The organism is Streptomyces scabichelini (assembly GCF_011045015.1).
GTDB classification, from domain to species: Bacteria; Actinomycetota; Actinomycetes; order Streptomycetales; family Streptomycetaceae; genus Streptomyces; species Streptomyces scabichelini.
In genome coordinates this window covers 1-10,807 of record NZ_JAAKZY010000303.1, presented here as the reverse complement: position 1 = coordinate 10,807, position 10,807 = coordinate 1, and the positions used below count along the sequence as shown (strand labels likewise).

The window sequence follows — 10,807 nt, the reverse complement described above, 5'->3', positions numbered from 1 at the left end:
GTGGGCTGAGGTGGGGGTTTTTCTTCCCCAGGCCCGCCCCTTCCCGGAACTGGGGGCTGTGCCCCCAGGCCCCCCGGGTTCGTTTGTCGGCTGCGGGGCCGTCGTGGCTGGGCGCGCAGTTCCCCGCGCCCCTTACGGGGCGCTGCCCCGGTCAGGGTGTCAGTGGCCTCTGAGACACTGGGCGCGATGAATGAGACAGCGCCCGCGCGGGCCCGCGCCGAGATTGATCTGGCTGCACTGGTGGCCAATGTGGGGACCCTGCGCGCCTACGCACCGGCTGCCGCCCTGATGGCGGTGGTGAAGTCCGATGCGTACGGACACGGGGCGGTGCCGTGTGCCCGGGCGGCCCTCGGGGCGGGTGCCAGCTGGCTGGGCACGGCCACGCCCGAGGAGGCGCTGGCCCTGCGGGAGGCGGGGCTGGGGGGCCGGATCATGTGCTGGCTGTGGACACCGGGCGGCCCTTGGCGCGAGGCCATCGAGGCTGATGTGGATCTGGGAGTGAGTGGTCTCTGGGCGTTGCGGGAGGCGATTCAGGCCGCGCGCGCCGCGGGTGGCCGTACCGCTCGTGTTCAGCTCAAGGCCGACACCGGGCTCGGGCGCAACGGATGTCAGCCCCGTGACTGGCCCGAGCTGGTCGCCGAGGCCCTGCGCGCCGAGGCCGAGGGGCTCATCCGCGTCACGGGGCTCTGGTCGCACTTCGCGTGTGCCGATGAGCCGGGACATCCATCCATCGGGGCCCAGCTGACCGCCTTTCGCGAGATGGTGGCGTATGCGGAGGGGCAGGGCGTACGGCCGGAGGTGCGGCATATCGCCAACTCGCCCGCCACGCTCACACTCCCCGAGACCCACTTCGATCTCGTACGCACCGGAATCGCGACGTACGGCATCTCGCCCGCCCCCGCGCTCGGCACCGCGGCCGATCTCGGGCTGCGCCCGGTGATGACGCTGTCGGCGTCGCTCGCGCTGGTGAAGCGCGTTCCGGCGGGACACGGCGTCAGTTACGGGCATCACTACGTCACGCCGGGTGACACGACGCTCGGCCTCGTGCCCGTCGGGTACGCGGACGGGATCCCGCGCCACGCCTCCGGCACCGGGCCCGTTCTGGTCGGCGGGAAGTGGCGGACGGTGGCGGGCCGGGTCGCGATGGACCAGTTCGCCGTCGATCTCGGCGGGGACCAGCCGGCCGTCGGCGAGCGCGTGGTGCTGTTCGGGCCGGGCGACGAGGGTGAGCCGACCGCCGAGGACTGGGCCCGGGCCGCGGGCACGATCGCGTACGAAATCGTCACCCGGATCGGAACCCGCGTGCCGCGCGTCTACGTGAATAGTGAATAACGAACAAGACGGGTACTGAGCTTTCCGGGGCGGATCCCCGGACGACACACCGGCGAAGAAGGAGCAGTACGTGAGCGAGAGCAAGGCGGAGGCCGTCGCCTCGGCGGTCTCCGCCACGGGGAACGCCGGGAACTGGCGTAAAGCGGGCATCGCGGGCGCCGCGATAGGCGTCGTCGCCGCGGGCGCCGCCGCCGGAGTCGCGATAGAGCGGCTCACCGTCGGCCGCGGCATGCGCAGAAAGGCCCGGCTCGCACTCGACTCGGCCGGTCCGTACGGCGCACTGCGCGGCATGCCCGGCACGGCGACCGCGGACGACGGCACGGAGCTGTACTACGAGGTCGACGACGTGGAGCAGGACGCCACGCTCACCCCCCGCCGCCGCAGACTGTTCGGCCGCAAGGCCCCGGCCCCCGTCACCGTCGTCTTCAGCCACGGCTACTGCCTCAGCCAGGACTCCTGGCACTTCCAGCGGGCCGCCCTGCGCGGTGTCGTACGGACCGTCCACTGGGACCAGCGCAGCCACGGCCGCTCCGGACGCGGGGTCGCCCAGGTCCAGGACGACGTGCCCATCGACATCGAGCAGCTCGGCCGTGACCTGAAGGCCGTGATCGACGCGGCCGCGCCCGAGGGTCCGCTTGTGCTCGTCGGCCACTCGATGGGCGGCATGACGGTGATGGCCCTCGCCGACCAGTACCCCGACCTCGTACGGGAGCGCGTGGTCGGTGTCGGGCTCGTCGGTACGTCGTCGGGAAAGCTCGGCGAGGTCAACTTCGGGCTTCCGGTGGCGGGCGTCAACGCGGTGCGGCGCGTTCTGCCCGGTGTGCTGAAGGCGCTGGGGCAGCGGGCCGAGCTGGTGGAGAAGGGGCGGCGGGCCACGGCCGACCTGTTCGCGGGGATCATCAAGCGGTACTCGTTCGCGTCCAGTGACATCGACCCGGCGGTCGCGCGGTTCGCGGAGCGGCTGATCGAGGGCACGCCGATCGACGTGGTCGCCGAGTTCTACCCGGCGTTCGCGGACCACGACAAGACGGAGGCGCTGGCGTACTTCGCCGAGCTGCCCGTCCTCGTCCTGGCCGGAGTCAAGGACCTGGTGACCCCGAGCGAGCACAGCGAGGCGATCGCGGACCTGCTGCCGGACGCGGAGCTGGTGCTCGTGCCGGACGCCGGGCATCTGGTGATGCTGGAGCACCCGGAGGTCGTCACGGACCGCCTCGCCGACCTCCTCACCCGCGCGGGAGCCGTCCCGGCCGGCGCTACGGTGGGTGGCTATGGAAGCACCAGCAGCACCGCACAACCTGGCTGAGTCCCCGATGCCGGACGTCACCACCGAGATCACCGTCAACTCCCCCGGGCAGATGCAGGAGTTGGGCCGCCGTCTGGCCAAGCTCCTGCGGGCCGGTGATCTCGTGATGCTCACCGGGGAGCTCGGCGCAGGCAAGACGACGTTGGCGCGGGGGCTCGGCGAAGGGCTCGGGGTGCGGGGCGCTGTCACGTCTCCGACCTTCGTGATCGCGCGCGTGCACCCCTCCCTCGGTGACGGGCCGCCGCTCGTCCACGTCGACGCTTACCGCTTGGGGGGCGGGCTCGACGAGATGGAGGACCTCGATCTCGATGTCTCGCTGACCGACTCGGTGGTCGTCGTGGAGTGGGGCGAGGGGAAAGTCGAGGAGCTGACGGAGGAGCGGCTGCATGTGCTCATTCACCGGGCGGTGGGCGACACCACGGACGAGGTGCGGCACGTGACGCTCCGTGGGGTCGGGGAGCGGTGGGCGACGGTCGACCTCGGCTCGCTGTCGGCCTGACGGCCCGTCCGTTCTGAGACGTTCCGACAAGACGTCGGCAAGATGTTGCGTCTGGTGGCTTCGGCGTGTTCACATGGATACCGGTGTTGGTTAGGTCTACCTAACCACGTCTGCTCCCGGTGCCCCAGGAGGCGGCCATGTCGACTGCAGAACAAGATCCTGCGGAGCGTCGTCCTGCGGAGCTTGGCGGGGTGTCCATGCGTGAGTTGCTTGCGTCGTGCGCCGCTGCTCGGGCCGTGTCCACGCCTCCGCGTGACCCCGCCCCGCAGGCGCCTGCGCCGGGGGAGCGGCAGCACCGCGAAGCGGCGTAGCTCCGCTGGTAGGGCGGTTCCAAGCTGCGGGTGCGTTGTGGCTGGTCGCGCAGTTCCCCGCGCCCCTGACGGGGCGGTGTCCATGCTCGGAGGAGCTCCAGCACCGCGGCGCTGCGTGAGCGCTCCGCTGGTAGGCCGGTTCTGAGCTGCGGGTTCGTTGTGGCTTGTCGCGCCCGCGCGGCGGAGTCGTAAATCGGCACAGCCCCGCGCCCCTGACGACGGGGCTGCGCCCCGTCAGGGCGTGTCCGCTGAATCCGGGCCCAGGCCAGGACCGTTGCTGCGCTGTCGGGAGGGGCCCTGGCGAACTCAGTCGATCTTCTTGATCACCATCGCCGGTACCCCCGCGACGACGCTCCGGGCGGGAACATCATGGGTCACGACGGCACCGGCAGCGACCACGGCGTCAGCACCGATGGTCACTCCTTGCAGGATCACGGCGGACGCCCCGATCCAGACGTTGCGTTCGATCCGGATCGGAGCCGACGTGATTCCGGTACGCCGCTCTGCCGGGTCCAGCGGGTGCCCCGAGGAAATCAGGCTGACGTTCGGGCCGAGCAGCACGTCGTCACCGATCTCGATGCCGCCGACGTCGTTGAAGCGGCAGCCCTGGTTCACGAAGACGTTGCGGCCCACCCGGATATTCACACCATGGTCGGTGTAGACGGGCGGGATCAGGTTGAAGGTCCCGTCCACCGCCTGCCCGGTGAGCTCGGTCCACCGCTTATGGATCTCCTCCTGCTGGGCATACGTGAGCGTGTTGATCCGCTCGGCCATGCCGATCGCCCGCTGCACCTTCTGCGCGAAGTCCATTCCATCTCCCAGTGACAACCATCGTGTGATCGCTGGGAGTGAATCAACGCTTTGATCTCGCAAGCAAACAACCTGTTGGAGCGTCAGTCACAACCGTTGGTTGTGACACTAGGATCTGGACATGGATGTCGAAGCGGTCCGGACGTTCGTGGCGGTAGCCAACGGCGGGCAATTCCAGGCGGCAGCCGACGAGCTGGGCATCAGCCAGCAGGCGGTGTCCAAGCGGATCGCGGGCCTGGAGAGACACCTCGAAGTCGCACTGCTGGTGCGGACCTCTCATGGATCCCGACTGAGCTTGGACGGACAAGTCTTCCTGCCCCATGCCAAGAAGGTCCTGACCGCCGTCGAGCAGGCCGAGCACGCCGTGCGGCCAGGAAGCAGGCCCCTGCGGGTCGACGTCCTCAACCGGCGCATCGCCCCGGCCCAGGCCGTCTACCGCTTCTATCGCTCCCGCCCCGAGACCAACCTGGACGCGGTCACCATGAGCCAGGAGAACGCGGCCCAGGCGGCCCAGGCCGTGTTGAAGGGGTCGGCCGACGCCTCCTTCCGCGCGCTACCGGCAGACCAGGTCCCTGCCGGAATCAGCGCCGAACGACTCCTGGACGCCCCCGTGCAGCTCCTGGTCGGACCCGCCCACCCGCTTGCGAACGCTCCCGCGATCAGACCTGCCGACCTTGCAGGGCACCGCATCTGGGTTCCCGGGATCCGACCCGGCACGGAGTGGTCGGCGTTCTATGAAGCGCTGTCCGAGGAGTTCGGACTGAGCATCGACGCGCTCGGCCCCAACTTCGGCGACGAGGCCCTCATGGACACCCTGGCCGACTCGGCTTCTCTGGCCACCCTCGTAGGTGCCGGAGACCGGTACCTGTGGCCCCAGAGCCACGACCTGCGACGTATCCCCCTGCACGACCCGACACCGGTGTACCCGCACACCCTGCTGTTCCGTACAGGAGACAAGCACCCGGTGCTGACCGAGCTGCGCAACCACCTGCGCGTGACGGCGCCTGAGACACCTGATGACGTGTGGGTGCCACGTTGGGCGTGCACCTGACCCCTCTGTTTCACCGCGGCGGTCGCCTACTCGACGACAACAACCTTCGTGCCGATCGTCGCGAACTCCCACATCGCGTCGCCGTCCGGGCGGGACTCGCGGATGCCGCCGAGCTTCTTCGTGGAGTCGGGGGAGGGGGTCGAGCCGTCGGTCGCCGCGCTGAAGCCGACCGCGATGCCGTCCACGTTTGCGAAGCGGACGACGTGTTCGACGGGGACGCCGTCCGAGCCGGTGATGGAGCCGGAGCGCGAGGTGACGGCGTAGGTGTCGGGCGTCGGGTCGACCGTGCCGGGAGTGACCTCGAAGGTGCGGCGGACCTTGCCGCTCGCGGCGACGAGCCAGACACGGTCGGAGGCCACCGAGTAGACGACCCGCTGGCCGGTGCCCGACCTGGCGGGCAGCGCCACGGGCTTCTGCTGGTCGCGCGGGGACTTCGACGCGGCGACCGAGGGGGACTTGGTGGGCTGCGGTGCGCCCAGGGTGTCCGGCACGTTGGCCGATGCCTGGTAGGCGAGGAAGCCGACTGCGGCGACCGCCGCCACGGTGAGCCCGGCCACGAATCCCGAGCTGCTCCTAGCCACCTTGGGTGCCCACCTCTCGTACGGCATACATGTCATGTGGAAGTTCGACGTGACGGTAGCAGCAGGCACGCGCCGGACCTGGGCGGCGGTGCCTGCGGCTCGGGCGCCGTAGGCTGTTCGCGTGCTCTTGCTCGCTCTGGATACCGCCACTTCCGCCGTCACCGTCGCCCTGCACGACGGGACGTCCGTCGTCGCCTCGTCGAGCCAGGTGGACGCCCGTCGGCACGGAGAGTTGCTGCTGCCCGCCGTCGACCGGCTGCTCACGGAGACCGGGCTGCGGCTCGACGCCGTCACCGGCATCGTGGCCGGCGTGGGCCCCGGCCCGTACACCGGGCTGCGGGTCGGCCTGATGACCGCCGACACCTTCGGTCTTGCGCTGGGTGTGCCCGTGTACGGCCTGTGCACGCTCGACGGCCTCGCGTACGCGGCCGACATAGAGGGCCCCTTCGTCGTGGCGACCGACGCCCGGCGCAAGGAGGTCTACTGGGCGCGGTACTCCGATTCCCGTACGCGCGTCACCGGGCCCGCCGTGGACCGGCCCGCCGAGATCGCCGGGGCCGTCGCCGGTCTGCCCGCCGTCGGCGCGGGCGCCCTCCTCTATCCCGACACCTTCCCGGACGCGCACGAGCCCGAGAACGTCTCGGCGGCGGCCCTGGCGTCCCTCGCGGCGGAGAGGCTGGCGAGGGGCGAGGAGCTTCCGGCCCCCCGCCCGCTCTATCTGCGCCGACCGGACGCCCAGGTGCCCAAGAACTACAAGGTGGTCACCCCCAAGTGACTCCTGTGGTGACTCCCGTGCTGCGCGAGATGCGCTGGTGGGACATCGATCCCGTACTGGACCTCGAGCGGGACCTGTTCCCTGAGGACGCCTGGTCGCGGGGCATGTTCTGGTCGGAGCTGGCCCATTCGCGGGGGCCGGCGGCGACGAAGCGGTATGTCGTGGCGGAGGTCGGCGATCGGCTTGTCGGGTACGGGGGACTGCACGCCTCCGGCGACGTGGGGGACGTACAGACCGTCGCCGTCGCCCGTGACCAGTGGGGCACCGGGCTCGGTGCGCTGATCCTGACCGAGCTGCTGCGGGCCGCGACCGCCTTCGAGTGCGCCGAGGTGATGCTCGAGTGCCGGATCGACAACATCCGTGCCCAGAAGCTGTACGAGCGCTTCGGCTTCGAGCCCATCGGCTTCCGGCGCGGCTACTACCAGCCGGGCAATGTCGACGCCCTGGTCATGCGCCTTCAAGATCCCTCAACCTCCGTACAAGGAACCGAGATCCATGGCTGACGAACCTCTCGTCCTCGGCATCGAGACCTCCTGCGACGAGACCGGCGTCGGCATCGTCCGCGGCAACACCCTGCTCGCGGACGCGGTCGCGTCGAGTGTCGACGAGCACGCGCGTTTCGGCGGCGTCGTGCCGGAGGTCGCCTCTCGTGCGCACCTGGAGGCGATGGTGCCGACCGTCGACCGCGCCCTGAAGGAGGCGGGGGTGAGCGCGAGGGACCTGGACGGCATCGCGGTCACCGCCGGTCCGGGGCTGGCCGGCGCGCTGCTCGTCGGGGTCTCGGCGGCGAAGGCGTACGCCTACGCGCTGGGCAAGCCGCTGTACGGCGTTAACCATCTGGCGTCCCACATCTGTGTGGACCAGCTGGAGCACGGGGCGCTGCCCGAGCCGACGATGGCGCTGCTGGTGTCCGGCGGGCACTCGTCGCTGCTGCTCTCCTCGGACATCACCTCCGACGTACGGCCGATGGGCGCGACCATCGACGACGCGGCGGGCGAGGCCTTCGACAAGATCGCGCGCGTGCTGAACCTGGGCTTCCCGGGCGGTCCCGTCATCGACCGGTACGCACGTGAGGGCGACCCGGAGGCGATCGCGTTCCCGCGCGGGCTGACCGGGCCGCGCGATGCGGCGTACGACTTCTCCTTCTCCGGGCTGAAGACCGCCGTGGCGCGCTGGATCGAGGCGAAGCGGGCGGCGGGGGAGGAGGTGCCGGTGCGCGATGTGGCCGCGTCCTTCCAGGAGGCGGTCGTGGACGTGCTGACCCGGAAGGCGGTGCGGGCGTGCAAGGACGAGGGCGTCGAGCACCTGATGATCGGTGGCGGCGTGGCGGCCAACTCGCGGCTGCGGGTCCTCGCGCAGGAGCGCTGCGAGACGGCCGGTATTCAACTGCGGGTGCCGCGGCCCAAGTTGTGCACGGACAACGGCGCGATGGTGGCGGCGCTGGGCGCGGAGATGGTGGCGCGGAACCGGGCCGCCTCCGACTGGGACCTGTCGGCGGACTCCTCGCTGCCGGTGACGGAGCCGCATGTCCCTGGGCGCACACATGATCATGTGCACGAGGTGAGCAAGGAGAACCTCTACTCGTGACCGTCGCGCTGATGTGGGAGGCCCGCGCCGTCGACGGCCGGGGCGAGGAGCTGCTGGCCTGGGCGCGGGCGCAGGACCTCCCGGCGCGGCCCCTGCGCCGGGAGATCCTGCGGGCTCCTCAGGACCGGGTGCTCGTGATCACCTGGTGGGATGCCGCGTATGACGCCGAACTTCCCGAACTGCCCGAGCCTGACGGGGAGTTGGTCGCGCGGGCGGTGCACAGGTGGCGGTTCGAATCGGTGGCCGTGAGCTGAACTCAGCCCCCCGCCGACACCTCCGTCTCGCAGCGCAACCGCCGGTCCGGGCCCAGCACCCGTACCGGTCCCGTGAGGTTCAGCCGTGCCGTGTGCCGTATGTCCGCGCTGGAGGCGGCCAACCGTAGCTCCAGCGCGCCGGGTTCGACCACCCGCCGGCCCGAACGGTCGGTGAACGCCGAGAGATCCGTGTGGAAGCGGAACGTGACCCGGCTCGCCTCGTCCGGCGCGAGTTCGACACGCTGGTAGCCGATCAACCGGACGTCGGGGCGGGTGACCTGGGCCACCGGGTCGTGGAGGTAGAGCTGGACGACGTCCGCGCCTTCGCGGGCGCCGGTGTTGCGGAGGGTCACGGAGAGGTCGTACGTACCGTCCGTGCCGATCTCCGCCAGCGGGCCGTCCGCGCCCTGGACGTCCTCCCAGGTGAAGTCGGTGTACGAGAGGCCGTGGCCGAACGGGTGCAGGGGGGTCGGGTCGAGGTTGCTGGAGTCGCCCGCCAGGCCCAGTGGCGGCTGGAGGTACGTCCAGGGCTGGCCGCCGGTCTCCCTGGGGACGCTGACCGGGAGGCGCCCGGAGGGGTTCACCCGGCCGGAGAGCACGCCCGCGACGGCGGGTCCGCCCTCCTCGCCGGGGAAGAACGCCTGGACGGAGGCGGCCAGTTGGCCGTCCCAGCGGCCCAGTGCGTACGGGCGGCCGGTGAGCAGGACCAGCACGACGGGCGTGCCGGTGGCGGTCAGGGCGTCCAGCAGCTCCGGCTGTACGCCCGGCAGCCGGAGGTCCGCCACGTCGCAGCCCTCGCCCGAGGTGCCCCGGCCGAAGAGCCCGGCCCGGTCGCCGAGCACGGCCACGCAGACGTCCGCCTCGGCGGCCCGTGCCACGGCCTCCTCGAAGCCGGAGGTGTCCGGGTCCGTGGTGTCGCAGCCCTCGGTGAACGTGACCTTGGCGTCCGGGAGTTCCACGCGCAGGGACTCCAGGAGCGTGGGGATCTCGATGCCCACGGGCTTGTCGGGATGGCTCGTGCCCACATGGGAGGGGAACGAGTAGCAGCCCAGCATGGCCAGGGCGTCGTCGGCCCGCGGGCCCACCACGGCGATCCTCGTGTCCGGGGCCAGCGGGAGCAGTCCGGCCGGGTTGGAGAGCAGCACCACGGAGGCTTCCGCGATGCGGCGGGCGAGGGCGCGGTTCTCCGGGGAGTCCAGGTCGATGACGGCCCGGGTCTCGGGCGTCCAGTCCTCGTCCAGCAGGCCCAGCTCGCACTTCTGGAGCAGGACGCGGGTCGCCGCGCGGTCCACCAGGGACTCCGGGACGGTGCCTTCGCGTACGGCGGCGACGAGGGCGTCGCCGTAGCAGCGGACGGTGGGCAGCTCCACGTCGAGGCCCGCCGCGAGCGCCGCGTGCGCCGCCTGAGCCGGGCTTCCCGCGACCCGGTGCAGGGTCTCCAGGAAGCCGACGCCGAAGTAGTCGGAGACGACCGTGCCGGTGAACTCCCATTGTTCCCGCAGGAGTTCGGTCAGCAGGTACGGGTCCGCCGAGGCCGGCACACCGTCCGTGTCCGTGTACGCGGCCATGACCGAGCGGGCGCCGCCCTCGCGCAGCGCGAACTCGAAGGGCGGCAGCGTGATGTCGGCGAACTCCCGGACACCCGCCCGTACGGGAGCGAGATTGCGGGCGCCCGCGGAGGACGCGTACCCCGCGAAGTGCTTGAGCGTGGAGATGATCCCGGCGGACTCCAGACCGCGGACATAGGCCGTGCCAATCGTGCCCACCAGATACGGGTCCTCGCCCATGGTCTCCTCGACCCGCCCCCAGCGCGGGTCGCGGACGACGTCCAGGACGGGGGCCAGTCCCTGGTGCACGCCGACGGAGGCGAGGTCGCGGCCGATGTGCCCGGCCATCTCCTCGACCAGGGCCGGGTCGAAGGTGGCACCCCAGGCCAGCGGCACGGGGTACGCCGTCGCACCCCAGGCCGTGAAGCCGGCCAGGCATTCCTCGTGGGCGATCGCGGGGATGCCGAAGCGGCCCGCCTCGGTGATCCGGCGCTGGGCGCGGGCAAGGGCCTGCGCGCCCAGCGCCGGGTCTACGGGGGCCGTACCGAAGGAACGGGTGAGCTGGCCGAGGCCGCGGGTGATCAGCTCGTCCCAGTCGTAGTCGGTGGCCATGTCGTGCTGGTGCGGGGCGACTCCGTCGCCGTCCGTGGCGGCGCCCACCCACACCCCGTACAGCTGGGCGGTCTTCTCCTCCAGGGTCATACGGGAGACGAGGTCGCGGGCGCGGGCGGTGGCGGGCAGGGCGGGGTCACGCCAG

11 protein-coding genes are annotated in these 10,807 nt (G+C 71.3%); 8 read left to right on the top strand and 3 right to left on the bottom strand.

Features of this window, described 5'->3' with window-relative positions:
- Window positions 1–186 precede the first annotated feature (186 nt).
- The 3 genes from alr to tsaE all read left to right on the top strand — a co-directional run bounded on the left by alr (window position 187) and on the right by tsaE (window position 3,134).
- Complete coding sequence (gene alr / locus G5C60_RS46810; RefSeq protein WP_165269744.1) at window positions 187–1,332, top strand: alanine racemase; 1,146 nt, start codon at window positions 187–189, stop codon at window positions 1,330–1,332.
- A 70-nt stretch (window positions 1,333–1,402) separates the two neighbouring features.
- Window positions 1,403–2,635 (top strand): alpha/beta fold hydrolase, encoded by a 1,233-nt coding sequence (locus G5C60_RS46805; protein ID WP_165269742.1) that lies wholly within the window; start codon window positions 1,403–1,405, stop codon window positions 2,633–2,635.
- On the top strand, window positions 2,601–3,134 hold the full coding sequence (gene tsaE / locus G5C60_RS46800; protein WP_165269740.1) for a tRNA (adenosine(37)-N6)-threonylcarbamoyltransferase complex ATPase subunit type 1 TsaE: 534 nt from the start codon (window positions 2,601–2,603) through the stop codon (window positions 3,132–3,134). Before G5C60_RS46805 ends, tsaE begins: the two co-directional genes overlap by 35 nt.
- Window positions 3,135–3,751: 617 nt before the next feature.
- On the opposite strand, the gene G5C60_RS46795 is transcribed toward tsaE, so the two are convergent.
- Window positions 3,752–4,255 carry a DapH/DapD/GlmU-related protein gene (locus G5C60_RS46795; protein WP_165269738.1) on the bottom strand — a complete coding sequence of 168 codons (504 nt, stop codon included), beginning with the start codon at window positions 4,253–4,255 and terminating at the stop codon, window positions 3,752–3,754.
- A 121-nt stretch (window positions 4,256–4,376) separates the two neighbouring features.
- Here G5C60_RS46795 and G5C60_RS46790 point away from each other — a divergent pair, with 121 nt between their 5' ends.
- Window positions 4,377–5,306 carry a LysR family transcriptional regulator gene (locus G5C60_RS46790; protein WP_165269736.1) on the top strand — a complete coding sequence of 310 codons (930 nt, stop codon included), beginning with the start codon at window positions 4,377–4,379 and terminating at the stop codon, window positions 5,304–5,306.
- 26 nt (window positions 5,307–5,332) lie between these two features.
- Here the strand turns inward: G5C60_RS46790 and G5C60_RS46785 are convergent, their stop codons facing one another.
- The gene (locus G5C60_RS46785; RefSeq protein ID WP_338146131.1) at window positions 5,333–5,887 is read right to left on the bottom strand and encodes a hypothetical protein; all 555 of its coding nucleotides are present in this window, start codon (window positions 5,885–5,887) and stop codon (window positions 5,333–5,335) included.
- A gap of 121 nt (window positions 5,888–6,008) precedes the next feature.
- Between G5C60_RS46785 and tsaB the strand changes: the two genes are divergently transcribed.
- The 4 genes from tsaB to G5C60_RS46765 are packed head-to-tail and all read left to right on the top strand — an operon-like array spanning window position 6,009 to window position 8,503.
- On the top strand, window positions 6,009–6,662 hold the full coding sequence (tsaB, locus tag G5C60_RS46780; RefSeq protein ID WP_165269734.1) for a tRNA (adenosine(37)-N6)-threonylcarbamoyltransferase complex dimerization subunit type 1 TsaB: 654 nt from the start codon (window positions 6,009–6,011) through the stop codon (window positions 6,660–6,662).
- 29 nt (window positions 6,663–6,691) lie between these two features.
- A complete protein-coding gene (rimI, locus tag G5C60_RS46775; RefSeq protein WP_165269746.1) occupies window positions 6,692–7,165 on the top strand; it encodes a ribosomal protein S18-alanine N-acetyltransferase in 474 nt (157 codons plus the stop codon).
- Window positions 7,158–8,249: a tRNA (adenosine(37)-N6)-threonylcarbamoyltransferase complex transferase subunit TsaD gene (gene tsaD / locus G5C60_RS46770; protein WP_165269732.1), complete on the top strand. Its 1,092-nt coding sequence runs from the start codon at window positions 7,158–7,160 to the stop codon at window positions 8,247–8,249. Before rimI ends, tsaD begins: the two co-directional genes overlap by 8 nt.
- Window positions 8,246–8,503 carry a hypothetical protein gene (locus tag G5C60_RS46765; protein ID WP_165269730.1) on the top strand — a complete coding sequence of 86 codons (258 nt, stop codon included), beginning with the start codon at window positions 8,246–8,248 and terminating at the stop codon, window positions 8,501–8,503. Before tsaD ends, G5C60_RS46765 begins: the two co-directional genes overlap by 4 nt.
- Before the next feature lie 2 nt (window positions 8,504–8,505).
- Here the strand turns inward: G5C60_RS46765 and G5C60_RS46760 are convergent.
- Window positions 8,506–10,807, bottom strand: a 2,302-nt coding sequence (locus G5C60_RS46760; protein WP_165269728.1) for a beta-xylosidase/alpha-l-arabinosidase, incomplete at its 5' end; no start/stop codon positions are given.

Bases quoted from the DNA above. Each gene is read 5' to 3' on its own strand.
- alr (WP_165269744.1), top strand. From the start codon at position 187: ATGAATGAGACAGCGCCCGCGCGGGCCCGCGCCGAGATTGATCTGGCT.
- tsaE (WP_165269740.1), top strand. From the start codon at position 2,601: ATGGAAGCACCAGCAGCACCGCACAACCTGGCTGAGTCCCCGATGCCG.
- G5C60_RS46795 (WP_165269738.1), bottom strand. From the start codon at position 4,255: ATGGACTTCGCGCAGAAGGTGCAGCGGGCGATCGGCATGGCCGAGCGG.
- G5C60_RS46790 (WP_165269736.1), top strand. From the start codon at position 4,377: ATGGATGTCGAAGCGGTCCGGACGTTCGTGGCGGTAGCCAACGGCGGG.
- rimI (WP_165269746.1), top strand. From the start codon at position 6,692: ATGCGCTGGTGGGACATCGATCCCGTACTGGACCTCGAGCGGGACCTG.
- tsaD (WP_165269732.1), top strand. From the start codon at position 7,158: ATGGCTGACGAACCTCTCGTCCTCGGCATCGAGACCTCCTGCGACGAG.